This is a genomic window from Streptomyces sp. HSG2, from assembly GCF_016598575.1.
Classification (GTDB): domain Bacteria; phylum Actinomycetota; class Actinomycetes; order Streptomycetales; family Streptomycetaceae; genus Streptomyces.
Genome location: NZ_CP066801.1, coordinates 1,675,911 through 1,702,368, shown reverse-complemented (window position 1 = coordinate 1,702,368; position 26,458 = coordinate 1,675,911). Strand labels below are relative to the sequence as shown.

The following is a 26,458-nucleotide window of genomic DNA, read 5'->3' as shown; positions in this document are numbered from 1 at the left end:
GACGCCTGGGGCACCGGCCGGGCCGGCGCCCCCGAGTGCGACGTACCGGCCATCGCGCCGCGAACGGGGCGCCGGACACGTTCCGGTGGGTGTCTCGCGACAGCGCGTCGCGGAATCCGCCGGGGGAGGAGTGCGGTCGTACCCTTGGGGGTATGGGGTTGGGAAGATGATTCCCGGACACAGGCGCCACACCCTGTCGTCCCGCCCGAAGAGGACTGCCACCCCGAGACAGCCATGACCGGTCACGAATTCTTCGAACCCGCGGACCGCAAGCGTCCCCTCGCCGAACCCGGATCGGGCGAGCCCCTGGCGGCGGAGGAATCGCGCCAGGCGTGCGACCCCGCCTTCCGGCACGGGGTCGTCGTCGGTTTCGACGGCTCCAGATCCAGCGAGCGCGCGCTCGCCTACGCCGTCGGCATGGCGCGTCGCCACGCCGCCGGACTGATCATCGTCCATGTCGCCAACCGACTGCCCGCGTCGGTCTGGGCGGGGTGTGAGCCGCCCGTCTTCGTGGACGTCCCCGACCACCGCACCGAAGTCCTGGGCCTTGAGCTGGCCTGTGCCGAGCCCTTGGGCGAGGTGCCGTGGATCCTGGTCGAGCGCGGTGGGGACATCTGCCACGAGCTGGAGCAGGTGGGACGCGAGTACGAGGCCGACGCGATCGTGGTGGGCTGCGCCCACGGGCTCTTCGCGCGGCTCTTCGGCTCGGTCGCCGGGCGGTTGGCCAAGCGGGCGCGTCGGCCGGTGGTGGTCATTCCCTGACCGCGGCCGGGACCGCCCAGGGGCTCGCGAGTTCCCGACGGACGGCTCCGGGCGTGTGGTGCGCCCGGAGCCCGGTCCCTTCGCGGCCTCCGGTGACTACTCCACCGTCACGGACTTGGCGAGGTTCCGCGGCTTGTCGATGTCCCGCCCCAGGGCGAGGGCCGTGTGGTATGCGAGGAGTTGCAGCGGGATCCCCAGGAGGATGGGGTCCAGTTCGTCCTCGTTCTTCGGCACCACCACGGTGTGGTCGGCCTTGGGCTCGTCCTGGTGGGCCACCGCGAGGATCCGGCCGCTGCGAGCCTTGATCTCCTCCAGGGCGGCCCGGTTCTTCTCCAGCAGGTCGTCGTCCGGCACGACGGCCACCGTGGGCAGCGCGGGTTCGATCAGGGCGAGGGGGCCGTGCTTGAGCTCGGAGGCCGGGTAGGCCTCGGCGTGGATGTAGGAGACCTCCTTGAGCTTCAGCGAGGCCTCGCGGGCGACCGGGTAGCCCCGTACGCGGCCGATGAAGAGCATCGAGCGGGCCTCTGCGTAGTGCAGCGCCAGCCTCTTGATCTCCTCTTCCTGCTTCATGATCTGGGAGATCTGCTCGGGCAGCCTGCGCAGACCGTCGATGATCCGCCTGCCGTCCCGCACCGACAGGTCCCGGGTCCGCCCGAGGTGAAGGGCGAGAAGAGCGAAGGCCACCGTCGTGTTGGTGAAGCACTTGGTGGAGACCACGCAGACCTCGGGGCCCGCGTGCACGTAGATGCCCCCGTCGGCCTCGCGGGCGATGGCCGACCCGACCACGTTGACCACGCCGAGGACCCGGGCCCCCTTGCGCTTCAGCTCCTGCACGGCCGCGAGCACGTCGTAGGTCTCGCCCGACTGCGAGACGGCGACGTAGAGCGTGTCGGGGTCCACGACGGCGTTGCGGTAGCGGAACTCCGACGCCGGTTCCGCGTCTGCGGGGATACGGGCCAGCTCCTCGATCATCTGGGCGCCGATCAACCCCGCGTGGTAGGAGGTGCCGCAGCCGAGGATCTTCACGCGGCGGATCCGCCGGGCCTCCCTGGCGTCCAGGTTGAGCCCGCCCAGGTGGACGGTGGAGAAGCGGTCGTCGACGCGTCCGCGCAGCACCCGGTCCACGGCGTCCGCCTGCTCGTGGATCTCCTTGTGCATGTAGGTGTCGTGGCCGCCCATGTCGTAGGAGGCGGCCTCCCACTCGACGGTGGTGGGCTCGGCGGTGGTTCGCGTGCCCTCCGTGGTGTAGGTGCGGAAGTCGTCGGCCTTGAGCGTCGCCATCTCTCCGTCGTCGAGGGTGACGATCTGGCGGGTGTGGGTGACAAGGGCGGCGATGTCCGAGGCGACGAACATCTCCTTCTCGCCGATGCCCAGGACCACCGGCGAGCCGTTGCGCGCCACCACGACGCGGTCGGGGAAGGCGGCGTGCATCACCGCGATGCCGTAGGTCCCCTCCACCACCCGCAGGGCGTCGCGGACCTTGTCCTCCAGCGTGGCGGCCTCGGAGCGGGCCACGAGGTGGGTCAGGACCTCGGTGTCGGTCTCGGACAGGAACTCGACGCCGTCCGCCTCCAGCTTGCGGCGCAGGTCCGAGGCGTTGTCGATGATCCCGTTGTGGACCACAGCCACCTCGCCGTCGGCCGACATGTGGGGGTGGGCGTTCTCGTCCGAGGGGGCGCCGTGGGTCGCCCAACGGGTGTGCGCGATGCCGGTGGTGCCCTTGAAGCGCGCGGGTACCTTGGCCTCGAGGTCGCGGACGCGTCCCTTGGCCTTGACCATCCGCAGGCCGGCGGCCTTGGGCGAGGTGACGACGATGCCCGCCGAGTCGTAGCCGCGGTACTCCAGGCGCTGGAGGCCCTCCAGGAGGAGCGGCGCCACGTCCCGCTTGCCGATGTAGCCGACGATTCCGCACATGTGGGTGGGCTTTCCTATCCGTAGACGACGCGGCGCAGCTGCCGCAGGGTGAGCTCCGGCGGTGCCACCGCCCGGTATCTCAGCTCCGCCTCGATCCGTTCGAAGATCGTCGCGTTCACCATGCCTCGGGCCTGGAGTTCGCGGTGGCGGCGACGGACGAACTCCTCGGTCGTCTCGTCGAAGTAGGCGAGCACGTCCTGGATCACGCGCGACGCCTCACCCCGGCTCAGGGGGGTGGAGCGGGTCAGGTGATCGACGAGTTCCTCGTGCACCCGCTCGATCTTCGGGGAGCGGTGGCCGTTCCGCAAGCCGTCTGCCCGAATCCGGGCAGGATCGACCGTCTTCCTTCGGTCGGAGTCGTCGGGTGTCGCCTTCGCTCGCGTTCCGTCCGTCGGGGTCGTGACGGAATCCCGAGAGCGCTCGGGGGTCGACGGGAGGGCGTCGGCCCGGGGCGACGACGCGAGGGAGTGCGGTGGAGCCGACGCGCTACCGTCCGCCGAGTCGGCGTCGTGTCTCGTCGTCGGCCGGGAGGAACGTCTCCAGGCGCAGTCCTTCCAGTGTGGCGTCGGTGGCAGTGCCGAGGGTGGCGGAGGCGCTGAAGAACCGGAGGGGGCGTCCGTCGACGTCGAGCTGGAGGGCGACCACCGGTCCGGTGGGTGGCGCGGAGGCGTCGGCCCCGCCGATCCGGTCGGCGATCTCCGCGGCCAACTCGTGGTGGCGGCGATCATGGGTGCGCTCGGCACGGTGACTCGCCTGCCGGAGCAGATGGCCGCCCCACTCGGCGAGGTTGCCGATCCGGCCGGCCAGCCCGTCCGGGTGGAGACAGACCCGGACCACGTTGACCGGTGGCTCCAGCAGTTCCGGTGCGCAACCGACCAGGAGTCGGTCGGCCGCGGCGTTGGCGTCGACGATGTCCCAGTGATCGTCCAACAGGAGAGCCGGATAGGGCAGATGGGCTTCGAGGAGACGACGGAGGCCGTCCATCACCACCGCGATCGAGGCGTCGTCGCCTCGCTGGGAGCCGTGGCGCGGAGCGTATCCGGCGGCCAGCAAGAGTCGGTCTCGATCCCGGGGCGGCACGTCCAGGTGCTCGGCCAGGCGCATGAGCATCCCCGGTGTCGGGTGTGCCTTGCCGGTCTCCACCCGGCTGAGGTGCCGGGTGGAGACCCGCGATCGATCCGAAAGCCGCTGTTGGCTGAGGCGGCGTCGCTCACGCCAGGTCCGCAGCAGCGCGCCGACCGGTGGGACTTCGCCTGTCACGCTCATGCCGACGACTCTAGGGGGCCGCGTCCGGCGTGGCCATGACCGGTGAGGTCATGGCTCTCGCGGCCGGGCCGCGTCAGGATTCCGGCAGCGGTTCTAGACCGAGACGACCGAGAGAGGACGATCATGAAGGCTGTCGTCGAGCGGTACCTGGCCACCTGGAACGCGACCCGCGAGGAGCGGGCGGCGTTGCTCTCCCGGCACTGGTCGCCCCAGGCGACCTACACCGATCCGTTGGCGGAGGTCGCGGGCCACGAGGACATCGCGGCACTCGTCGACAGTGCCCGGGAGCGGTTTCCCGGGTTCGTGTTCACCCCGGTCGGCGAGGTCGACGCCCACCATCGTCAGGTGCGCTTCCGCTGGGGCCTCGGCCCGGCGGGAGCCGAGCCGGCGATAGTCGGGTTCGACGTCCTCGTGCTGGACGAGGCGGGCCGGATCCAGGACGTGTACGGCTTCCTGGACAGGGTGCCGGCTTGACGGTGTCCTCATCGGGCGCGGTCCGGGGCGTCCGCGACTCCCGGCGTCGTCCAAGCTCCGGCGCCTTCCGGGCCCGACTCTCGCCCCCGGCCGCCCAGGGCCGGGGGCCGAGAGTACCTCCCGACACCCCTCAGCCCGGCAGGCCCAGTTCGCGGGCGATCAGCATCCGCTGCACCTCGCTCGTGCCCTCGCCGATCTCCAGGATCTTGGAGTCCCGCCACATCCGGGCGACCGGGTATTCGTTCATGAAACCGTAGCCGCCGTGGATCTGGGTGGCGTCCCGGGCGTTGTCGACCGCGACGGTGGACGAGTGGAGCTTCGCCAGAGCCGCCTGCTTCTTGAAGGGTTCGCCCGCCACCAGTCGGGAGGCCGCGTCCCGCCAGGCGAGGCGGGCGGTGTGCGCCCTCGTCTCCATGTCGGCGATCTTGAACTGGACGGCCTGGTTGGCGCCGATGGGTCGGCCGAAGGCGTGGCGTTGCCGCGCGTAGCGGACGGACTCGTCCACGCAGCCCTGGGCCAGGCCCGTGGCGAGGGCCGCGATCGCGACGCGGCCCTCGTCGAGGATGCGCAGGAACTGGGCGTAGCCGCGGCCCTGTTCTCCCAACAGATTGGCGGCGGGCACCCGCACGTCGTCGAAGGACAGCTCCCGGGTGTCCGAGGCGTTCCAGCCGACCTTGCTGTACGGGGCGGCCACCGAGAACCCCGGGGTCCCCGAGGGGACGATGATCGCCGAGATCAGCGGCCCGCCGTCGGGTCTGCGGCCGGTGACGGCCGTGACCGTCACCAGGCCGGTGATGTCGGTGCCCGAGTTGGTGATGAAGCACTTCGTGCCGTTGATCACCCATTCCCCGGTCGTCTCGTCCAGGCGGGCCGTGGTGCGGGTGGCCGCGGCGTCGGATCCGCCGTCCGGTTCGGTGAGGCCGAAGGCGCCCAGCGCCTCGCCCGAGCACAACCGCGGCAGCCACCGCCGCTTCTGCTCCTCGGTGCCGAACAGGTGGAGCGGCATCGCGCCCAGCGAGACCCCCGCCTCCAGGGTGATGGCGACCGAGGAATCCACCCGGGCGAGTTCCTCCAGGGCGACGCCGAGGGCGAGATAGTCGCCGCCCATGCCGCCGTACTCCTCGGGGAAGGGCAGCCCGAACAGGCCCATCCGGCCCATCTCGCGCACGATCTCGTACGGGAACTCGTGGCGCTCGTACAGGTCGCCGATCTTCGGCGCCACCACGTCGTGGGCGAACTCCTCCACGGTGCGGCGGAGTTCCTCCAACTCGGGGGAGAGGTTGTGGTCCATGGGGTCACTGCTCCTTGTGGGAGTCGGCGGACGCGAGGGCGCGCACCGTCCGGGAGGGGCTGGGCCGTCCCAGCCGTTCGGACATCCAGACGCTGGTGGCGACCAGCAGGCCGAGATCGACGCCGGTCTCGATGCCGAGCCCGCGCAACATCCACACGAGGTCCTCGGTGGCGAGGTTGCCGGTGGCGGACCGGGCGTAGGGGCAGCCGCCCAGGCCGCCCGCGGAGGCGTCGACGGTGGTGACGCCCGACCGGAGGGCGGCCAGGGTGTTGGCGAGAGCCTGCCCGTAGGTGTCGTGGAAGTGCACGCCGAGCACGCCGGAGGGGACGCCGGCCTCGGCGAGCGCCTCCAGCAGCGCGGTGACGTGCCCCGGAGTGGCCACCCCGATGGTGTCGCCGAGGCTCAGTTCGTCGCAACCCATGTCGAGCAGGGCGCGGCAGACCCGCACCACGCGTGCGAGGGGGACGGGGCCCTCCCACGGGTCGCCGAAGCACATCGACAGATACCCGCGGACGTGTCCGTCCGCCCGCTTGGCGCGGGTCACCACCGGCTCGAACATGGCCAGGGACTCGTCCACCGAGCGGTTGAGGTTGGCCCGCGCGAAGGACTCCGTGGCGCTGGCGAAGACGGCGACCCGCCGCGCGCCGAGCGCGAGCGCCCGGTCCAGACCAAGCCCGTTGGGCACCAGCACGGGAAGGTCGACCCCGTCCAGTCCGGACAGAAGCGGGTACAGCCGCTCGGCGTCGGCCAGCTGCGGGACCCACTTCGGGTGGACGAAGCTGGTCGCCTCGATCGTCGTGAGCCCGGCTTCGGCCAGCCGCCGGACGAACTCGGCCTTCACCTCGGTGGGCACCGTCGCGGACTCGTTCTGCAGTCCGTCCCGGGGACCCACCTCGTGCACCCGGACCCGGCCCGGCAGCCCCGGCTCCGGGACGACCATGGGCAGTTCGCCGATCACGCCGGCTCCTCCTTCGCGTCGTCGTCCGGGGCGACGACCGCCAGGACCTGGTCCATGGCGACCGCCGTGCCGGGGGTCACGTCGAGTTCGGCGATGGTGCCGGCGTGCGGCGCGGAGACGACGTGCTCCATCTTCATCGCCTCCACCACCACCAGGTGCTGCCCGGCACTCACCCGGTCGCCGACGGCGACCTTGACCACCGTCACCGTGCCGGGCATGGGGGCGGTCAGCGAGTCGCCGGCGCCGTGCGCGGCGCGGGACAGGGCCGCGGCCACCGGGTCGTGGTCGCGTACGTGCCAGGCGTCCCCGTCGCGGCCGAGCCATTCGCCCGCGCGGTGGAAGGTGTGCCGGACCCCGTCGAGGGTCACGGCCACCCTCTCCTCGGTGACGACCGCCGTGCCGCGCGCGGTGTGCTCCACCGCGTCCCCGGCCGCCTTGAGCGGGAAGGAGACGGGCCGGTGCGTCCCGCCCATGCGCCAGCCGCTGGGCACCGAGAACGGGTCGGTCCAGCCCTCGCCGCTCGGCCGCAGCGCCTCCAGCCGGACCGCCGCCGCCGCCTCGTACACCTCCTCGGGCACGTGGGCGGGAACGAGGCCCTCTGCCTCCCGCTCCACGAGCCCTGTGTCGAGGTCCCCGGCCACCACGTCGGGGTGGGCCAGCAGGCGGCGCAGGAAGCCCGCGTTGGTCTGGACGCCGAGGGTGACCGTCTCCGCCAGCGCCGCCCGGAGCCTGCGCAGGGCCGTGGCCCTGTCCGGGCCGTGGGCGATCACCTTGGCGAGCATCGGGTCGTAGCGACTGCCCACCTCGGTGCCCTGGCTCAGCCCGGAGTCCGTGCGGACGCCCGCGCCCTCGGGCTCACGGAGGCGCAGTACGGTGCCTCCGGACGGAAGGAACCCACGCGCGGGGTCCTCCGCGCAGAGCCGGGCCTCGATCGCGTGTCCGCTCATCCGGACGTCCCGCTGTTCGAGGGCGAGGGGCTCGCCGGCGGCCACCCGTAGTTGCCACTCCACCAGGTCCACGCCGGTGACCAGCTCCGTGACCGGGTGCTCGACCTGAAGGCGGGTGTTCATCTCCATGAAGTAGTGGGCGGAGGGATCGTCGCCGGGGACGATGAACTCCACCGTGCCCGCGCCTCTGTAGCCGCAGGAGCGCGCCGCCCGGACCGCGGCCTCGCCCATCGACGCCCGGGTGGCCTCGTCGAGAAGGACGCTCGGCGCCTCCTCGACGATCTTTTGGTGCCGGCGTTGCAGCGAGCACTCCCTCTCCCCGAGGTGCACGACCCGGCCGTGCGCGTCGGCGAGCACCTGGATCTCGATGTGCCGGGGGCGGTCGATCCACCGCTCCACCAGGAGCGTGTCGTCGCCGAAGGCGGCGCGCGCCTCACGGCGGGCGGCGGCGATCTCGTCCTGGACCGACGACGGGTCGCGCACCAGGCGCATCCCCTTGCCGCCTCCGCCGGCGGAGGGTTTGAGCAGCACCGGGGTGCCGATCTCCCTGGCCGCCGCGACGAGTTCGGCGTCGCTCAGGCCGCTGCCGCTGGAGCCGGGGACCACCGGCACGCCGGCCGCCCGGACGGACTCCTTGGCCCGGATCTTGTCCCCCATCAGGGCGATGGCGTCCGCCGGAGGCCCGACGAAGACGAGCCCCGCCTCCGCGCAGGCCCGCGCGAACCCGGCGTTCTCGGCGAGGAAGCCGTACCCCGGGTGGACCGCTTGGGCGCCCGTGCGAGCGGCTGCCTCCAGCAGCCGCTCGATGGACAGGTAGCTGTCGACGGCGGCCGGCGGCCCGACGCGGACGGCGGTGTCGGCCTCGCGGACATGGCGGGCGTCGGCGTCGGCGTCGGAGAACACCGCCACCGAACGCACGCCCATGGAACGCAGTGTGCGAATCACCCGGACGGCGATCTCGCCGCGGTTCGCCACAAGGACGGTGTCGAACATGATGTCCGTTCCCCTCACATCCGGAAGACGCCGAACCGGGGCTCGCCCAGCGGCGCGTTGGCACAGGCGGTCAGCGCGAGCCCGAGCACCTGACGGGTCTCCATCGGGTCGATGACACCGTCGTCCCACAGGCGCGCCGTCGCGTAGTAGGCGCTGCCCTGGCGTTCGTACTGGGCCCGGACCGGGGCCTTGAAGGCGTCCTCCTCCTGCGCCGACCAGGCCTCGCCGCGGGACTCCAGCTGGTCCCGTTTGACGGTCGCCAGCACGGAGGCGGCCTGCTCGCCGCCCATCACGGAGATCTTGGCGTTGGGCCACATCCACAGGAAGCGCGGCGAGTACGCCCGCCCGCACATGGAGTAGTTCCCGGCGCCGTAGGAACCGCCGACGACCACCGTCAGTTTCGGCACCCGGGTGCAGGCCACCGCGGTGACCATCTTGGCGCCGTGCTTGGCGATGCCGCCCGCCTCGTAGTCCCGGCCGACCATGAAGCCGGAGATGTTCTGGAGGAAGAGCAGCGGGATGCCCCGCTGGTCGCACAACTCGACGAAGTGCGCGCCCTTCTGGGCGGACTCGGAGAAGAGGATGCCGTTGTTGGCGACGATCCCCACGGGGTGGCCGTGGATCCGGGCGAAGCCGGTGACCAGCGTCTGTCCGAACTCGGCCTTGAACTCCGCGAAACGGGACCCGTCGACCACCCGCGCGATGATCTCCCGCACGTCGTACGGGGTGCGGGAGTCCACGGGGACCGCGCCGTACAGTCCGCGCGGGTCGACCGCCGGCCCGACGGCGGGGGAGACGCTCCAAGGGGGCGCGCCTCGACGCGGCAGCGTGGCGACGATGTCGCGCACGATGCGGAGCGCGTGCGCGTCGTCCTCCGCGAGGTGGTCCGTCACCCCCGACACCCTGGCGTGGACCTCGCCGCCGCCCAGTTCCTCGGCGGTCACCACCTCGCCGGTGGCCGCCTTCACCAGTGGGGGGCCGCCCAGGAAGATGGTGCCCTGGTCCCGGACGATCACCGCCTCGTCGCTCATCGCGGGTACGTAGGCGCCGCCCGCGGTGCACGAGCCGAGGACGGCGGCGATCTGCGGAACGCCCGCCCCGGACATCCGGGCCTGGTTGTAGAAGATCCGGCCGAAGTGGTCCCGGTCGGGGAAGACCTCGTCCTGGAGGGGGAGGAAGGCGCCCCCGGAGTCCACCAGGTACAGGCACGGCAACCGGTTCTCCAGGGCCACCTCCTGCGCCCGCAGGTGCTTCTTCACCGTCATCGGGTAGTACGTGCCGCCCTTGACGGTGGCGTCGTTGGCCACGATCACGCACTCCCGGCCGGCGACCCTCCCGATGCCGGCGATCACGCCTGCCGCCGGGGCCTGGCCCTCGTACAGCCCCTCCGCCGCGAGCGGCGCCAACTCCAGGAACGGCGAGCCACGGTCCAGGAGGCCGTCCACCCGATCCCGTGGCAGCAGCTTGCCGCGGGCGGTGTGTCGGGCCCTGGCCCGCTCGCCGCCTCCCATCCTGGCCTCGGCCAGCTTGCCGCGGAGTTCCTCGACGAGGGCGCGGTGCGCCGACTCGTTGGCCCGAAAGGCCTCGGAGGCGGGGTCGGCCGCGCTCGTCAGCTCCGGTGCCTCATGCATCGTGCGGTCCCCTCACCCAGTGGTCCACCAGTTAATGAGCGTTAACGCATGTCGCCAGGTTAACGAGCGCTAACCGTGCTGTCTAGAATCGTCTCCATGGCCACCAGGACGGACGCCCCGACCCGCCGCGAACAGATCCTGCGCGAGGCCGCGCGACTCTTCGCCGAGCGTGGCTTCCACGGGGTGGGCGTCGACGAGATAGGCGCGGCCGTCGGCATCAGCGGCCCCGGCCTGTACCGGCACTTCGCGGGCAAGGACGCGATGCTCGCGGAGCTGCTGGTCGGCATCAGCGATCAACTCCTCACGGGGGCGCGGCGACGACTGGCGGAGGCCGACGGCTCGGTCCCCGAGGCGGTCCTCGACTCGCTGATCGAGGGCCACATCGACTTCGCGCTCGACGACCGCCCGCTCATCACCCTGCACGACCGTGAGCTGGACCGCCTCCGGGACGCGGACCGCAAGACCGTGCGCCGCCTGCAGCGCCGGTACGTGGAGCTGTGGGTGTCGGTAGTGCGCGGCCACTACCCCGTGCTCGACGAATCCGGTGCGCGCTCCGCCGTCCACGCGGTCTTCGGCCTGATCAACTCCACCCCCCACCTGGGGCGCGCCGACGCCCCGCCGGGCCGGGAGGTCACCGCCGCACTGCTCCACCGGATGGCGCGGGGGGCGTTGGCGGCGGCGGCCGAGGGGCGGCCGGTTCCCCTCGGGTGATCGCACCCGCCCGGCGGCGCGTCGCCCGACGGTCCCCCCCGGTCGGCGAAATCCCCGCCTCCTCCGGCGAGGAGGACGTCAGAATGGGGGCATGTCGACAACCGGGACACCCAGCCGCGCCGAACTGCTCGACCACCTCGTCCGCACTCGCGTCGCGGGCGACGTGGACACTCCTCGCGAGAACAACCTCTCCCACTACCGCTCCCTCGCCGAGGGCGACCGGGGCTTCTGGCTCGGTCTGGAGCTGGGCGACCGCTGGAGCGACGAGCGGGACGTCCTCGCCGTCATGGCCGAGCGGGTCGGGGTGGACCCCGACCCCTCTCGTCGGCACGGCCGGGACACCATCGACCCGGAGTCGACCGTGGCCGGTCTGGAGCGGCTCGCCGGGCGGCTGCGGAAGGCCGCCGAGGGGCGGCAGCGGGTGCTGCTGGCCACCGGTCATCCGGGGGGGCTGCTCGACGTGCACCGCGCGACGGCCGCGGCGCTGCGCGACGCGGGGTGCGAGATCGTCGTCGTCCCCGAGGGGCTGTCGACGGACCAGGGGAGTGTCGTGCAGTTCGCCGACGTCGCGGTGGTGGAGCGCGGCGCGACGCTGTGGCACACCCACTCCGGCGAGCCGATGAGGGCGGTGTTGACCGGCCTGGAGCGCGAGGGGCGCCCGCTCCCCGACCTGGTCGTCGCCGACCACGGATGGGCCGGGTACGCCGGCCGGCACGGCGTCGACTCCGTCGGCTACGCGGACAGCAACGATCCGGCGCTCTTCCTCGCCGAGGCGGAGGGGACGGTCCAGGTCGTCGTCCCGCTGGACGACCACGTGGCCACGCCGCGCCACTACGACCCCATGACGGCGTACCTGCTGGCCGAGGCGGGGCTGGCCGGGTAGGCCCGGGCGCGGGGCGTCCGACGCCTGCGGGCCCCGGACCCCCCGGGGCCCGCAGCCCCCGGGCGGGGCGTTCCTCAGTGCTCCTCGTGGGGGACCCGGACCACGCCCTCCTGGACCAGCGAGACGGCCAGTCGGCCGTCGTGGGTGTAGATGCGGGCCTGCCCCAGGCCCCGACCTCCGTGGGCGGACGGCGATTGCTGGTCGTAGAGAAGCCACTCGTCGGCACGGAAGGGGCGATGGAACCACATGGCGTGGTCCAGCGACGCCCCCACCACGTCGCCGACGGCCCAGCCGCCCCGACCGTGCGCGAGCAACACCGAGTCGAGCAGGGTCATGTCGGACACGTAGGTGGCCAGCACGGCGTGGAGCAGCGGCTCGTCGGCGAGCTTGCCCCTGATGCGGAACCACACCTGCGAGTGCGGCTCCCGGGGTTCCCCGTAGCTGCCGAACGGCGGGTCGTCGGCGTAGCGCATGTCGATCGCCCCGCGCGAGCGGAGATATCGGTCCACCACCTCGGGGTCCAGGTGCGGGTAGCGGCTCAGCCGCTCCTCGCCGGTGGGGAGGGTCTCGGGGTCCGGTGCGGCCGGCATCGGCGCCTGGTGTTCGAGCCCCTCCTCGTCGGTCTGGAAGGACGCCGAGAGACCGAAGATCGGTTTGCCGTGCTGGACGGCGACGACCCGACGCGTGGTGAACGACCGTCCGTCGCGGAGCCGGTCGACCTCGTAGACGATCGGCGCGCCCGGGTCCCCCGGACGCAGGAAGTACGCGTGCAGGGAGTGGGGCGGCCGGTCCTCGGGGACGGTCCGCCCCGCGGCGACCATGGCCTGGGCCGCCACCTGTCCGCCGAACACCCGGGGGACCAGGGCCGAGCGGGACCGACCGCGGAAGATGTCCTGCTCGATCCGCTCCAGGTCGAGCAGATCGAGCAGGGTCTCCAGTGCTTCGTTCACGGGTTCGATGGTGCCGGGTGTCGTGGGCCGGTCCTCACAGGCCCATGTTCTTGGCGATGATCATCTTCATGACCTCGCTGGTGCCGCCGTAGATTCGGTTGACGCGGTTGTCCGCGTAGAGGCGGGCGATCGGGTACTCGTTCATGTAGCCGTATCCGCCGTGCAGTTGCAGACAGCGGTCGATCACGCGGTGGGCGACCTCGGTACAGAAGAGCTTGGCGCTGGCGGCCTCGGCGGCGGTCAGCTCGCCCGCGTCCAGCGCCTCCAGGGCGCGGTCGGCGACGGCCTCGGCGGCGTCCACCTCCGCCTGGCAGGAGGCCAGCTCGAACTTGGTGTTCTGGAAGGCGGCGACCGGCTTGCCGAAGACCGTGCGCTCCCGCACGTACTGCTGGGCGAAACGGACGGCCGCCTTGGCCTGGGCGTAGGCGCCGAAGGCGATGCCGAAGCGCTCGGAGGGGAGGTTGGCGCCGAGGTAGTGGAAGCCCTTGTTCTCCTCGCCGAGCAGGTCCTCCACCGGCACCTTGACGTCGACGAAGGCCAGCTCCGCCGTGTCGGAGGTCCTGAGCCCCAGCTTGTCGAGCTTGCGGCCGACGGAGTACCCCTCGGACTTGGTGTCCACCGCCAGCAGCGAGATGCCGTGGCGCCGGTCCTCCGCCGTCGGCGGCGCGGTGCGGGCGCAGACGATCACCTTGTCGGCGTGCACGCCGCCGGTGATGAAGGTCTTGGCGCCGTTGAGGACGTAGTGGGTGCCGTCCTCGCTCAGGCGCGCCGTGGACTTCATGCCCGCCAGGTCCGATCCGGTGCCCGGCTCGGTCATGGCTATCGCCCACATCTCCTCGCCGGAGACGAACTTGGGCAGGTAGCGCTTCTTCTGGTCCTCGGTGGCGAGCATCTTGATGTACGGGAGGGCGAGCAGTACGTGGACGCCGGAGCCGCCGAAGCTGACGCCCGCCCGCGAGGCCTCCTCGTACTGGATCGCCTCGAACTTGTGCGTGTCCAGGCCGGCGCCGCCGTACTCCTCGGGGACGTTGATCCCGAACAGACCCAGCTCGGCGAGCTTGTAGTAGAACTCGCGGGGCGCCTGGCCGGCGGCGAACCAGTCGTCGTAGACGGGCGCGACCTCGGCCTCGATGAAGGCGCGCAGGGTCTCTCGGAACGCCTCGTGATCCTCGTTGAACACCGTACGGCGCACAGCGCCACCCTCCTCCGCGCCGGAACCGGCGCCGCTCTCGGCTACCTGGTCGCTCGCCGTCACGGGCCGCGATCACCGCGATCGAGGCACTGTCAGCAGACTGGCCAAGCGCTTGCTCACATACCACCGTACCGGCGAGTAGGTTCTCCGTCCAGGGTCGGCCGCGAGGAACCCCGCCGCTTCGGACGAGCCGGGCCCGGGGCCGGAGCGAGGTCCGCGGTCGGGTCTTCCCCGGCCACCGGTACGATCGACACGGGACCGGGGGGAGACGATCGACGATCCGGGCCCGACGCCCCTGGAGCACCCGGCCCGCGGACCCGGCGAGACCGTGTCCGGCTCCGTACGCACGCCGCCCGTGAGGGCGTGCCGGGGCGCCCGCCTCGACACCGGGTCCCGGCAACGGACGAACGACCGGAAGGCAAGCCTTGAGCGAGATCCAGACGCCCCGAGGGCCCGTCGACTCCTCCCGTGTCCCCCGGTACGCCGGACCGGCGACCTTCGCCAGGCTGCCCCGGCTGGACGAGGTCGGCGCGGCGGACGTGGCGGTCGTGGGCGTGCCCTTCGACTCCGGTGTCTCCTACCGTCCGGGAGCGCGCTTCGGCGGCAACGCGATCCGCGAGGCCTCCCGGTTGCTGCGGCCGTACAACCCGGCGCAGGACGCCTCGCCCTTCGCGCTGGCGCAGGTCGCCGACGGGGGCGACATCGCGGTGAACCCCTTCGACATCGACCGGGCCGTCGAGACGGTGGAGGCCGCCGCCGACGAACTGCTGGGCACCGGAGCCCGTCTGATGACCCTCGGCGGGGACCACACCATCGCCCTGCCGCTGTTGCGCTCCGTGGTCCGGCGGCACGGGCCGGTCGCCCTGCTCCACTTCGACGCCCACCTCGACACCTGGGACACCTACTTCGGCGCCGAGTACACCCACGGCACCCCGTTCCGGCGAGCCGTGGAGGAGGGCCTCCTGGACACGGAGGCCCTCTCCCACGTCGGCACCCGGGGGCCGCTCTACGGCCCGGAGGACCTCGACGACGACACCAAGATGGGTTTCGGCATCGTGACCTCGGCCGACGTGATGCGGCGGGGCGTGGACGAGGTGGCCGACCAACTGCGGGCGCGCGTCGGCGACCGTCCGCTCTACATATCGGTCGACATCGACTGTCTGGACCCGGCCCACGCGCCGGGCACCGGCACGCCGGAGGCCGGTGGGATGACCTCGCGCGAGCTGTTGGAGATCCTGCGCGGCCTGTCCTCCTGCCGGTTGGTGTCGGCGGACGTCGTCGAGGTGGCCCCCGCCTACGACCACGCGGAGATCACCGCCGTCGCCGCTTCCCACACGGCCTACGAACTCACGACGATCATGTCCCGGCAGATCGCCGAGGCACGCTCGCGGTGAGGTCGGGCCGGGCCCCGACCCGCGGCTACCAGATCGACTCGACCCACTCCGGGTGGTCGACGAACGGGTTCCGGTTGCCTTGGTAGTCCGCCTGTATGACGTCGTTGCGGCGCTCCTCGAAGGCGTCCGGCGGGTCCTGCTCGTGCCACTCCTTGAGCACGTTCAGCCGGCCGGTGAGGGGGATGTTCCCCGAGCCCACGTCGTCGCCGACCTCCAGGTCGGGCCAGCCGTCGTCGCCCTCGTAGCGGACCGCCATGTAGAAGATCATGCGCGCCACGTCGCCCTTGACGGCGTCGCGCGGCTCGAAGGAGTCGCCGTCGGTGCGGCTGCCTCCGCCGCCGGAGACGAGGTCGCCGCCGTCGTCGAAGTCCTTCGCCGCGCGTACGTTGTTGACGGTGACGTCGGTGGGGCGCAGGTGGTGCAGGTCGGTGCCGGGGCCGGTGGCGGTCCCGAAGTCGCCGCGAGACTTGGCCCAGACGTGTTCGCGGTTCCAGTCCCCGATGTCGCCGCCGCTCAGGTACTTGTCACGGGACTCGCCTGAGTAGAGCAGGATCACGTTGCCGCTGTCGGCCGGGTCCTCGTCGGTGTCCCGCAGCGCGCTCCACGCCGCCGTGTAGGAGATCTTCGTGTGGTCGCTGATGATCGCGTGCAGCGAGTCCCTCAGGTCCGGGCCGGTCCTGCCGGCCGCGTCCGCGTAGTAGTCGTCGGAGGCGGTGGCCGGGGCCGCTCCGGCGGCGGGGAGGACGAGGGCGGCCAGGACGGCCGAGGCGCCGAGTGCCACCGCCTTCCAGGGGCGGGTGTGCGTCGCGGGCATGGGGGACCTCCGGTCAACGCGGGGGTGGGGGAGTGATCGCCCGATAGTGACATGAGCATGTGAATGATGGTGTGAACGTCCGGTGTCGGGTCCGTGGCGGCTTGGCGCGCCTCCTCGGGGGCGCCCCGAGCGAGATTCGCGCGGCTTCGCGGCTCGGTCCGAACCACGCGGAGCTGCCTCTCCCAAGCCCCTCCGAACTGCGACGACACCCCTGCCGACGCGAGGGCGACACGACCCCACCCACCCCGCGGGCCCGGGCGTGCCGAGGTCCTCATGCCCGGAGCCCTCCGTCACGGAAGGGGGAACGGTGAAACGGGGAGGGTGGTGGTGGAGGTGATGTCACACGGGTGTGAACGGAGGGTGGGGATGAAAACCCCGCCCCCGCGCGTTGGTGACCAGCGGCAGGGCGGAGACGGTCGGGATCGCGAAGACGGAGGCAACGGGTGGAAGCGCAGCGGGGATGGGTGCGGAGGCTCGCCGAGTACGCCTGGCGTCACCCCGGTGACGTGGTCCTCGCCCTAGGCGCCTCGCTCGTGGGCATGGCGGTGATGGCACTCGTTCCGCTCGTCACCAAGGTGATCATCGACGACGTGATCGGGGACGGCACCCGGCCGATGGCGACCTGGGCGGGGCTGCTGGTCGTCGCCGCCCTCGTCGTCTACGTCCTCACCTATCTCCGGCGGTACTACGGAGGGCGTCTGGCCCTGGGTATCCAGCACGACCTGCGTACCGACATGTACGGGAGCGTCACCCGCCTGGACGGCCGGCGGCAGGACGAGTTGTCCACCGGACAGGTCGTCGGGCGTGCCACCACGGATCTCCAACTGATCCAGGGGCTGCTCTTCATGCTGCCCATGACCATCGGCAACATCCTGCTCTTCGTGATCTCGCTGGTGGTCATGGCCTGGCTGTCGCCGCCGCTCACCCTGGTCGCCCTGGCCGTCGCCCCGGCCGTCTGGTTCATCGCCCGGCGCAGCCGCAGCCGACTGCACCCCTCCACCTGGTACGCCCAGGCCCAGGCCGCCGCCGTCGCCGGGGTCGTGGACGGTGCCGTGGGCGGGGTCCGGGTCGTGAAGGGCTTCGGGCAGGAGGAACAGGAGACGGACAAGCTGCGGGCCGTCGGGCGCAGGCTCTTCGCGGGCCGGCTGCGGACCGTCAAGCTGAACAGCCGCTACACCCCGGCTCTCCAGGCCGTCCCCGCGCTCGGCCAGGTGGCCATGCTGGCGCTGGGCGGCTGGCTCGCCGTTCGCGGTTCGATCACGCTCGGAACCTTCGTCGCGTTCTCCGCCTACCTCGCCCAGCTCGTCGGCCCGGTGCGGATGCTCGCCGTGTTCCTCACCGTCGGGCAGCAGGCCCGAGCCGGCGCCGAGCGCGTCCTGGAACTCGTGGACACCGCGCCCACCCTGCGAGACGGCACGCGGGAACTGCCGCGGGACGCGCCCGCCACGGTCGAGTTCGACGACGTGTCCTTCGGCTACGACCCGGAACGGCCCGTCCTCGACGGGGTCTCCTTCAGCATCCGGCCCGGCGAGACCCTGGCCGTGGTGGGAGCCTCCGGCTCCGGGAAGTCGACCGTCTCGCTGCTGCTGCCCCGGTTCTACGACGTCACCGGCGGCGCCGTCCGGGTCGGCGGTCGGGACGTGCGCGAGCTGAGCCTCGCCTCGTTGCGGGCGGCCATCGGGCTCGTGCCCGAGGACTCCTTCCTCTTCTCCGACACCGTGCGCGGCAACATCGCCTACGGTCGACCGGACGCCGGCGACGAGGAGATCGAGGCCGCCGCGAGGGCGGCGCGCGCCCACGACTTCATCGCCGCGCTCCCGCGGGGCTACGAAACGACCGTCGGCGAACACGGGCTCACGCTCTCCGGAGGCCAGCGGCAGCGGGTGGCGCTGGCGCGCGCCCTGCTGACCGACCCCCGGCTGTTGGTCCTGGACGACGCCACCTCGGCCGTGGACGCCCAGGTGGAGCACGAGATCCACGAGGCCCTCCGCCGCGTCATGCGAGGTCGCACCACGCTGCTGATCGCCCACCGTCGGTCCACCCTTCACTTGGCCGACCGCGTCGCCCTCCTGGACGGCGGCCGACTCGTCGACATCGGCACCCACGAGGAACTCCGCCACCGGTCCGCGCTCTACCGACGGCTGCTGACCCAGCCGGACGAGCCGACCGGCGTCTCCCCCGGACCCCGGCCGTCCACCGAGCCGCCCGAGGCGGCCTGTCCCCGCCAGGAGCTGGACGCCGACCTCGACGCGGAGTTCGACCCCGAGCGAGGTGTCACGCCCCGCCTGTGGGCCGGGGCCCGTGAACCCCGCGACGCCGCACTCGACGGCAGCCCTGCCACCCCCGAACTGCTCGCCCGGGTCGACGCGCTGCCCGCGGCGACCGGGACGCCGGACGTCGACGAGGCGCGCGCCGCCCGGCCGGAGACGTCCTACGGCCTGCGCCGGCTGCTGCGCGGGTTCTGGCCCCCACTGTTCGTCGCCCTCGCCCTCGTCGCCGCCGACGCGGGTCTGGGACTGTTGTTGCCCGTGCTGATCCGGCACGGCATCGATTCGGGAGTGACCGAGGCGGCGCTGGGAGCGGTCTGGGCGGCCTCGTTGCTCGCCCTCGTCGCCGTGGTGGCCCAGTGGGCGGCACAGACCGGGGAGATCCGGATGACCGGACGCACCGGCGAGCGCATCCTCTACGCGCTGCGACTGAAGATCTTCGCGCAGCTGCAACGGCTCGGTCTGGACTACTACGAGCGGGAGCTCACCGGCCGCATCATGACCCGGATGACCACCGACGTCGACGCCCTTTCGACGTTCCTCCAGACGGGGCTGGTCACAGCGCTCGTCTCACTGGTGACCTTCTCCGGGATCACGGTCGCCCTGCTGGTGATCGACGTCCACCTGGCATCGGTCGTCTTCGCCACGCTGCCGCCGCTGATCGTCGCCACCGTCTTCTTCCGCCGGGGGACCGTCCGGGCGTACGAACTGGCTCGGGAACGGATCTCCACCGTCAACGCCGGGCTCCAGGAGGCGATCGCCGGGCTGCGGATCGCGCAGGCCTTCGGGCGCGAGCGGGACAGCGCCCGCGACTTCGCCGCCCACAGCGACGGATACCGCCGCGCGCGCCTGCACGGACAGTGGCTGATCTCCGTCTACTTCCCGTTCGTGCAACTCCTCTCGTCCGTCGCCGCCGTGGCGGTGCTGGTCGTCGGCGGCGCCAGGGTCGAGGGCGGCACCCTCACCGCGGGCGCGCTCGTCGCCTACCTGCTCTACATCGATTTGTTCTTCGCCCCCGTCCAACAGCTCTCCCAGGTGTTCGACGGCTACCAGCAGGCGTCCGTCTCCCTGGGACGGGTCCGGCAGCTCCTGCGTGAGCCGACCTCCACCCCGCCGCCCGAGCGGCCCCGCGCGGTCGACACCCTCCGCGGCGACATCGCCTTCGAGGACGTTCGCTTCGCCTACGGCCCCGACCAGGACGCCCTGTCCGGCGTCGACCTGCGGATTCCCGCCGGTCAGACCGTCGCCTTCGTCGGGGAGACCGGTGCGGGCAAGTCGACCCTCGTCAAGCTGGTCGCACGGTTCTACGACCCCACGGGCGGCCGGGTCACCGTGGACGGCAAGGACCTGCGGACGCTCGACCCGTCCGCGTTCCGGCGCAGGCTCGGGGTCGTCCCGCAGGAGCCGTTCCTCTTCCCCGGCACCATCAGGGACTCCATCGCCTACGGCCGTCCGGACGCCACCGACGCCGAGGTGGAGGCGGCGGCCCGCGCGGTCGGCGCGCACGAGATGGTCGCCACCCTGGAGGGCGGCTACCTCCACGAGGTCACCGAACGCGGACGCAACCTCTCCGCCGGCCAGCGGCAGTTGATCGCCCTGGCCCGCGCCGAACTGGTCGACCCCGACGTGCTCTTGCTGGACGAGGCGACCGCCGCGCTGGACCTGGCCACCGAGGCGCAGGTCAACCGCGCCGCCGACCGCGTCGCCGGCCGGCGCACCACTCTGGTCGTGGCCCACCGGCTGACCACCGCGGCCCGCGCCGACCGCGTCGTCGTCATGGACCGCGGGCGCGTCGTCGAGGACGGAACCCACGAGGAGTTGTTGGCGCGGAACGGCCGGTACGCCGGGCTGTGGAGGACCTTCGTCGGCGCCGCCGGGCCGGAGGAGCCGGTCACCGCCACCCGCTGACGGACCGTCGGACGCCGGCCGGTTCGGCCGCCTCCCCTGGCGCGCCGGGGAGCCGCTCGGGTAGCTTCCGCTCGCACAGCTGTCCCACAGGGAGGGTGCATGCGCAGAGCGCTCCGATCACTCCTGGCACTGGTGGTGCTCCTGGCCGCCGCCGGCACGGCGGGCCGGACGGCCGTCGCGTCGGAGACCTCGCCGTCCGCCGACATCCGGGAGCGACTCCTCTCGATCCCGGGCATGCGCCTGATCGAGGAGAAGCCGTACCCGGGCTACCGTTTCCTCGTCCTTGAGTACACCCAGCCGGTCGACCACCGGAATCCGGACCGGGGGACGTTCCGACAGCGCCTCACCGTGCTGCACAAGGCCGTGGACCGTCCCACCGTCTTCCACACCAGTGGCTACCACGTCTCCACCACGCCCGGTCGGCGCGAGCCCACCCAGATCGTCGACGGCAACCAGGTCTCCCTGGAACACCGGTTCTTCACCCCCTCCCGGCCGAACCCCGCCGACTGGTCGACCTTGGACATCCGACAGGCCGCCGACGACCAACACCGGCTGTTCACGGCCCTGAAGCCGATCTACCCCCGCAAGTGGCTGGCCACCGGCGGCTCCAAGGGTGGCATGACCGCCACCTACTACGAGCGCTTCCACCCCGGCGACATGGACGGCGTGGTCGCCTACGTCGCACCGAACGACGTCGTCGACCGGGAGGACTCCGCCTACGACCGGTTCTTCGCCACGGTCGGCACGGCGGAGTGCCGAGCGCGGCTCGAAGGCGTGCAGCGCGAGGCGCTGGTGCGTCGGGAGTCGCTGAAGCGGCGGTACGCCGAACACGCCGCTCGGGAGGGGTACACCTTCGGCACCATCGGCGGGCTCGACCGGGCCTACGAGGCCGTCGTCCTGGACTACCTCTGGGGCTTTTGGCAGTACGGCTCGGTGGAGGACTGCGCCGCCGTCCCGGCGGACGCCGAGCGGGCGGGCGACGACGCGATCTGGGAGTCCGTCGACTCCCACTCCGGATTCGCCTTCTACACCGACCAGATGCTCGCCCCGTACACGCCGTACTTCTACCAGGCCGGCACCCAGCTCGGTTCACCCGACATCCGCTTCCCGCACATCGAGCGGGAGTACGTGCGCTACGGATACCAGCCGCCGCGGCACTTCGTTCCCCGCGAGATCCCGATGCGATTCCGTCCGGGCGCCATGCGCGACGTGGACCGCTGGGTGCGTCACCACGCGCACCGCATGCTCTTCGTCAACGGCGAGAACGACCCCTGGGGCGCGGAGCCGTTCCGCCTCGGGGCGGGCGCGCGCGACTCCCACGTCCTCACCGCGCCCGGCATGAACCACGGCGCCGACGTGGCCGGGCTCGCCCCGAAGGAGCGTGCCCTGGCCACCGCCCGCATCCTGGACTGGGCGGGTGTCGCCCCCGCCAGGGTGCGGGCCGACCCGGAGACGGCCAGGCCGCTGGCCGCCTACGACGGCCGCCTCGACCGGCGTGAGCCGCGCCGGGAGGCCGTGTTGCGCCCCTGAGACGTCCGGCCCGGCCGCCGCGGGACCCTCACAGCGGCCGGGCGCAGCCCACGGGCCGGGAACCGCCCAGCCGCACGTACAACGTGGTGGACGCCGGGCACTCGGCCCGGTCGGTCACGGCGTCCGTCACCCGGTAGCGGCGCTCCGGCCCTCCGACTTCCCGGCACGCCGTCTCCCTGACCCGGCCCTCCGCCGACTCGTGGACGCAGTCGCCGACGACCGTGTGCGGACCGCCCCCGCCGCCCGGGTCGCCGGGGTGCGGCGGGCGCAGGTTGCGCATGCAGGCGTAGCCGCGTGGGACGCTGCCGTCGCCGTCCTCGTCGAGGGACGGGCTGCGCGCGCTGAGGTGCAGGATGAAGTCGGTGTCCGTCGGACAGGCTGGTCCGGCCCGGGCCCGGCCCTCGTACCGGGCCAGGACCAGCGCCGTGGCGCGTCCGCCGGCGCAGGACGCTTCGGCGAAGCCGTTCGTCCCCGTGGGGGCGCCGCACTCGCCCCGGTCGAGGAACACCCCGCCGGACGCCGCCGGCCGGACCGTCGCGGGCCCCGCCGTCCCGGGCGGTCCCCCCTCGGCCGGAGTCGCCGAGGGGGTCCGGCAGCCTGTCAGCACGGCGAGGAGCAGCAGTGCCCCCACGCCGACCGGATGGTCCGTCGCGCGCATCGCGTCCTCCCCCGACTCCTGCGAGCCCGTCCAGCCTGGGCCCGGCGGTAGGGGACACGCCAGCGGCGCGAGGACGGTCACGCAGGGAACGGGAGGGCTCCCCCCGCGTGGCGTCGTAGTCCCCCTACGCGCCCGGTACGAGGGAGGTCAACCCCGGTAGGACAGACCGTGCCCGATCGGGTGGAGCGTCGTCGCCGGGTCGTCGCCCCGCGTCACCGGGACCGGCAGCCTGCCGCGGGGTCGCTCCCGGCCGGCGATCACCCGGGCCGCGGCGCGCAGTTCGACATCGGTCCAGGAATAGGTGGCGAGCGAGGCGGACACCCGTGGCAGCCGGCCCACGTCGTACGGTGTGCCGATCGCCACCGCGACGACCGGCAGACCGGTCGCGACCAGCCGTCCGACCAGTCTCCCCTGCCCGTCGCCCTCCTCGACGTCGTAGGTGGCGACGACGACGGCGTCGACGTCCTCGGCGGCGGTGACCGCTTCGTCCGCGGCGGCCGGGGTCGGGGCGACGCCGGTGGATCGCGCGGTCGCCGAGAAGCCCAGCTCGGACAGGGCTTGGGCGAGAACGGCGGTCGGGGGCCCCGTGGTGCCGGTCGGCGAGACCGGGTCGGCCCCGACGACGAGGACCCTCGGGGTCCGGCGTCGGGACAGCGGCAGCGCCTCGCCCTCGTTCACGAGCAGGGTCGTCGTCCGCGCGGCGATCCGCTCGGCGGCGACGAGATGGGCGCGGGCGCCGACGACGCGCTCGACGTCACGGGGCTCGGTGTAGGCGTCGCGGAAGAGTCCGAGTCGCGCCTTCGCCCGAAGGACCCGCAGGACGGAGACGTCGATCCGGGCCTCCGTCAACTCACCCTCTCGCACGGCCCCGAGCACGGAGGCGTGGGCCAGCGCGAGATCGGGAGGGTTGAGCAACTGGTCCGCTCCGGCCAGGAGGGCCAGGACCGGCACCCGGTCGTCACCGTACTTGGTGCGGACCCCGGCCATCCCGAGGGAATCGGTGATCACCAGACCGTCGTAGCCCAACTCCTCGCGGAGCAGACCGGTGAGGATCGGGCGGGACAGCGTGGCCGGGTCGCCGGAGTCGTCGAGGGCGGGCACCAGGAGGTGAGCGGTCATGATCGACTCGACTCCGGCCTCGATCGCCGCGCGGAACGGCGGCGCGTCCAACTCCTCCCACCGTTCTCGGCTGTGGGTGATGACGGGCAGGCCGGTGTGACTGTCGGTCGCGGTGTCGCCGTGTCCGGGGAAGTGCTTGGCGCAGGCGGCGACGCCCGCTCGCTGGTACCCCGTCACCTGTGCGGCGACCAGGCCCGCCACGGCTCGTGGGTCGGCGCCGAAGGACCGTACCCCGATCACCGGGTTGGCCGGGTCGACGTTGACGTCCGCGACCGGGGCGTAGTCCTGGTGGATGCCCAGGGCGCGCAGTTCCGCGCCCGCGATGCGGCCGGCCGTGCGAGCGTCCTGGGTGGAGCCCCCGGCGCCGAGCGCCATCGCGCCCGGGAGAAGGGTGGCGGGTCGGCCCACCCGGGCGACGGCGCCGTGTTCCTGGTCGGTGGAGACGAGGACCGGTACCCCGCCGTCCTGCCCGAGGGAGGCCCGCTGGATCCCGTCGGAGAGGTCCGCGATCCGACGCGGATCGCGGGTGTTGCCCGCCCACGAGAAGTAGATGACGCCGCCCACTCGGTAGCGGGCGATCAGCTCCGCCGCGGTGCGCACCCCGAGTTCGCGGAGGTTGGCATCGACGTCCGCCTGGTCGGGGTCGGTGGCCGAGTGCCCGTACACCCGCGTGACGAACAGCTGGCCGACCTTCTCCTCCAGCGTCATGCGGGAGACGAGGGAGGCCAGTCCGTCGTCGCCCGGACGGCCGCCGGTCGCGTGCGCGGGCGCCGCCCCGGCGGCCAGGGCGGCGGTGGCCCCGCCCGTCGCCGCCAACACCGCACGCCTGCTGGGCCCCGTCCCTGGGCCGGTACTCCCCGCTCGGCTGACCTGCACCTGTGCTCCTCCCCGAGGTCCGGCTCGACACCGGGAACCGTCCTGAGGCGATAGTGGGACGAGTCACCAATATCCGGGATGAATCCGCCGGTCAAGGGAGCGCACGGGGCGACCGGCCGGCGGCGCTCTCGCGCAGCGCCCGCACCGCGGCCGGCGGGGGAGGGCGCGGCGGGTCCGCTCGGGGCGTTCGCACTCGGCGTCGCCGCGTGGGCGTGTCGAACGTCCTGACCCGCGTGGCGGCCCCGCCCGACGCGCTGAACTTCATGGTCCGGGTCAGTGTCGTGCCGGTCCTGCCGGTCCTGGCGCTGTCCCCGCTGACCGAGGGCGCAGCCCGCGATCTCGCCGCGCTCCGGGGGCTGGAGTGGTCCGGAGTCGGCGCTGTCCTGTTCGTGGCCCGGGTGTCCACGGTCCCGGGGTTCGGGGCGTGGGGCCGGTTGCCCCGCCGCCACCAGGCGTCCGCGGTCGCCCGTTCTCCCTCCTGGTCCCGGTCTTCGGCTTGGCGCCGCGGTCTTCCTCGGCGAGTCGGTCACGCCGTCGCTCGCGGTGTGGCGGGTGCCCTGTTGGTGGCCGGGGCGGGGCCGACCGCCCTTCCCCGCTCCCGCTGAGGCGGCGTCGCGCCGCGTCGCCCGGACCCCGGAAGCGATCGGTCCTGCCTCGCAGGCCGCCGCGCGGGGAGCGAGGGAGGGAGGGCGGGCGCCGCCCGCGAGGAAGGGGATCGGGCCAGAAGTCATCACATCGAGTGGTTCTTTGGCCTTCGCTTGCCCGGCCCAACCAGGCGTTGTCACTCTGTCGCTGTCCGTACAACCTGATGGGAGTGGCCAGTGACAATCGGTGAGCGGCCGGCGTACCTGCGCGTTGCGGGCGATCTCCGCAAGAAGATCGTCGACGGCTCGCTGCCGCCCCACGCCCGCCTGCCTTCCCAGGCCCGTATCCGTGAGGAGTACGGGGTCTCCGACACCGTGGCGCTTGAGGCGCGCAAGGTCCTGATGGCCGAGGGGTTGGTCGAGGGGCGCTCGGGTTCCGGCACGTACGTCCGGGAGCGGCCGGTGCCGCGTCGGGTCGCCCGTTCCGGATACCGTCCCGCCTCCGGGGCCACCCCCTTCCGGCAGGAGCAGGCGGAGGGGGAGGCCCGCGGCACGTGGGAGTCCCGCAGCGAGCGGGTGGGAGCGACCGAGGAGATCGCGAAGCGACTCGGGGTCGGGCTGGACGAGCGGGTCATGCGCACGAGGTACGTCTTCCGCGAGGGCGGGGAGCCCATGATGCTCTCGACCTCCTGGGAGCCGCTCTCGCTCACCGGCCGCACCCCGGTGATGCTGCCCGAGGAGGGGCCGCTCGGCGGGATGGGCGTGGTGGAGCGGATGGCCGCGATCGACGTCGTCGTCGACAACGTGACCGAGGAGGTCGGCGCCCGCCCCGGGCTCGCCGAGGAGCTGCTGGAGCTCGGTGGCGTCCCCGGCCACGTCGTCGTGGTCGTCCACCGCACTTTCTATGCCTCGGGCCGCGCCGTCGAGACGGCCGATCTGGTCGTGCCCGCCGATCGGTACCGCGTGGCCTACCACCTGCCCGTGAGATAGCCGCCCGGCGCGCGTTCTTCTCGGGGTGTGAGATGGCGCACGCCCCCGGGGAACCGTTTCGTCCTCGCGGCCCGCGCGCCTAGCTCCGCACGTGCGCGCCCCCTCCGGGCGGCCGTGTCGTCCTGCCTGGTGGGAATCGGGTGAGACCCGGATGGGGCTTCCCCCGGCGGTGGCCGGTCGAGCGGGGGCGGCTCCGAGAGGCGCGAGGCGCGTGCGGCGCCGCGTTCCCGCTCCGCGACCGGTCGCGTACCTCCTTGTGCGAAGGCGTGTTCGCTGCGTGAAGGTTGGGCGTAGGCTCGGGCATATGCGGAGAGCGGTTTCCTCAGCGGGCGGGGCGCGGCGTCGA

General features: G+C 72.7%; 20 protein-coding genes and 1 pseudogene. 9 read left to right on the top strand and 12 right to left on the bottom strand.

What is annotated here, in order from left to right; genetic code table 11:
• Nucleotides 1–234: 234 nt before the first annotated feature.
• The gene (locus JEK78_RS06910) at nt 235–762 is read left to right on the top strand and encodes a universal stress protein (RefSeq protein WP_200263226.1); all 528 of its coding nucleotides are present in this window, start codon (nt 235–237) and stop codon (nt 760–762) included.
• Between the two features lie 96 nt (nt 763–858).
• On the opposite strand, the gene glmS is transcribed toward JEK78_RS06910, so the two are convergent.
• From glmS to JEK78_RS06895, 3 genes are all read right to left on the bottom strand, one after another.
• Nucleotides 859–2,676 (bottom strand): glutamine--fructose-6-phosphate transaminase (isomerizing), encoded by a 1,818-nt coding sequence (gene glmS, locus JEK78_RS06905; protein ID WP_200263225.1) that lies wholly within the window; start codon nt 2,674–2,676, stop codon nt 859–861.
• Between the two features lie 14 nt (nt 2,677–2,690).
• Nucleotides 2,691–2,948, bottom strand: a complete 258-nt coding sequence (locus tag JEK78_RS06900) for a hypothetical protein (protein WP_200263224.1) — start codon at nt 2,946–2,948, stop codon at nt 2,691–2,693.
• A 214-nt stretch (nt 2,949–3,162) separates the two neighbouring features.
• Nucleotides 3,163–3,942, bottom strand: coding sequence for a helix-turn-helix transcriptional regulator (locus JEK78_RS06895; RefSeq protein WP_200263223.1), 780 nt, complete (start codon nt 3,940–3,942; stop codon nt 3,163–3,165).
• Between the two features lie 123 nt (nt 3,943–4,065).
• Here JEK78_RS06895 and JEK78_RS06890 point away from each other — a divergent pair, with 123 nt between their 5' ends.
• Nucleotides 4,066–4,416: a nuclear transport factor 2 family protein gene (locus tag JEK78_RS06890; RefSeq protein WP_200263222.1), complete on the top strand. Its 351-nt coding sequence runs from the start codon at nt 4,066–4,068 to the stop codon at nt 4,414–4,416.
• A gap of 130 nt (nt 4,417–4,546) precedes the next feature.
• Here JEK78_RS06890 and JEK78_RS06885 read toward each other — a convergent pair whose 3' ends face one another.
• From JEK78_RS06885 to JEK78_RS06870, 4 genes are read right to left on the bottom strand one after another with little or no spacing between them, the layout of a single operon-like run.
• Entirely contained in the window at nt 4,547–5,707 is a 1,161-nt protein-coding gene (locus JEK78_RS06885; RefSeq protein ID WP_200263221.1) for an acyl-CoA dehydrogenase family protein, read from the bottom strand.
• A 4-nt stretch (nt 5,708–5,711) separates the two neighbouring features.
• A complete protein-coding gene (locus JEK78_RS06880; RefSeq protein WP_200264025.1) occupies nt 5,712–6,647 on the bottom strand; it encodes a hydroxymethylglutaryl-CoA lyase in 936 nt (311 codons plus the stop codon).
• Nucleotides 6,648–6,661: 14 nt separating this feature from the next.
• A complete protein-coding gene (locus JEK78_RS06875; protein WP_200263220.1) occupies nt 6,662–8,605 on the bottom strand; it encodes an acetyl-CoA carboxylase biotin carboxylase subunit in 1,944 nt (647 codons plus the stop codon).
• Nucleotides 8,606–8,619: 14 nt separating this feature from the next.
• Complete coding sequence (locus JEK78_RS06870; protein WP_200263219.1) at nt 8,620–10,236, bottom strand: carboxyl transferase domain-containing protein; 1,617 nt, start codon at nt 10,234–10,236, stop codon at nt 8,620–8,622.
• Nucleotides 10,237–10,332: 96 nt separating this feature from the next.
• Here JEK78_RS06870 and JEK78_RS06865 point away from each other — a divergent pair, with 96 nt between their 5' ends.
• Complete coding sequence (locus JEK78_RS06865) at nt 10,333–10,947, top strand: TetR/AcrR family transcriptional regulator (RefSeq protein WP_200263218.1); 615 nt, start codon at nt 10,333–10,335, stop codon at nt 10,945–10,947.
• 91 nt (nt 10,948–11,038) lie between these two features.
• On the top strand, nt 11,039–11,830 hold the full coding sequence (locus JEK78_RS06860) for a phosphatase (RefSeq protein ID WP_200263217.1): 792 nt from the start codon (nt 11,039–11,041) through the stop codon (nt 11,828–11,830).
• 74 nt (nt 11,831–11,904) lie between these two features.
• Here the strand turns inward: JEK78_RS06860 and JEK78_RS06855 are convergent, their stop codons facing one another.
• On the bottom strand, nt 11,905–12,780 hold the full coding sequence (locus tag JEK78_RS06855) for an acyl-CoA thioesterase II (RefSeq protein WP_200263216.1): 876 nt from the start codon (nt 12,778–12,780) through the stop codon (nt 11,905–11,907).
• Between the two features lie 34 nt (nt 12,781–12,814).
• Entirely contained in the window at nt 12,815–13,972 is a 1,158-nt protein-coding gene (locus JEK78_RS06850; protein WP_200263215.1) for an acyl-CoA dehydrogenase family protein, read from the bottom strand.
• Between the two features lie 425 nt (nt 13,973–14,397).
• On the opposite strand from JEK78_RS06850, the gene speB reads away from it, so the two are divergent.
• Nucleotides 14,398–15,366, top strand: coding sequence for an agmatinase (gene speB, locus JEK78_RS06845; protein WP_200263214.1), 969 nt, complete (start codon nt 14,398–14,400; stop codon nt 15,364–15,366).
• A 25-nt stretch (nt 15,367–15,391) separates the two neighbouring features.
• On the opposite strand, the gene JEK78_RS06840 is transcribed toward speB, so the two are convergent.
• Complete coding sequence (locus JEK78_RS06840; protein ID WP_200263213.1) at nt 15,392–16,180, bottom strand: endonuclease; 789 nt, start codon at nt 16,178–16,180, stop codon at nt 15,392–15,394.
• 443 nt (nt 16,181–16,623) lie between these two features.
• Here JEK78_RS06840 and JEK78_RS06835 point away from each other — a divergent pair, with 443 nt between their 5' ends.
• Nucleotides 16,624–20,355, top strand: coding sequence for an ABC transporter ATP-binding protein (locus JEK78_RS06835; protein ID WP_200263212.1), 3,732 nt, complete (start codon nt 16,624–16,626; stop codon nt 20,353–20,355).
• 99 nt (nt 20,356–20,454) lie between these two features.
• Nucleotides 20,455–21,885, top strand: a complete 1,431-nt coding sequence (locus JEK78_RS06830; protein WP_200263211.1) for a S28 family serine protease — start codon at nt 20,455–20,457, stop codon at nt 21,883–21,885.
• Nucleotides 21,886–21,913: 28 nt separating this feature from the next.
• Here JEK78_RS06830 and JEK78_RS06825 read toward each other — a convergent pair whose 3' ends face one another.
• Together JEK78_RS06825 and JEK78_RS06820 are read right to left on the bottom strand one after the other, a co-directional pair.
• Nucleotides 21,914–22,543: a hypothetical protein gene (locus JEK78_RS06825; protein WP_200263210.1), complete on the bottom strand. Its 630-nt coding sequence runs from the start codon at nt 22,541–22,543 to the stop codon at nt 21,914–21,916.
• 147 nt (nt 22,544–22,690) lie between these two features.
• Entirely contained in the window at nt 22,691–24,538 is a 1,848-nt protein-coding gene (locus JEK78_RS06820) for a glycoside hydrolase family 3 protein (RefSeq protein ID WP_200263209.1), read from the bottom strand.
• A 159-nt stretch (nt 24,539–24,697) separates the two neighbouring features.
• Between JEK78_RS06820 and JEK78_RS06815 the strand changes: the two are divergent.
• A pseudogene (locus JEK78_RS06815) lies at nt 24,698–25,143 on the top strand (EamA family transporter); the annotation flags it as partial.
• A 216-nt stretch (nt 25,144–25,359) separates the two neighbouring features.
• Complete coding sequence (locus tag JEK78_RS06810) at nt 25,360–26,112, top strand: GntR family transcriptional regulator (RefSeq protein ID WP_200263208.1); 753 nt, start codon at nt 25,360–25,362, stop codon at nt 26,110–26,112.
• The last annotated feature ends 346 nt before the right edge of the window (nt 26,113–26,458 follow it).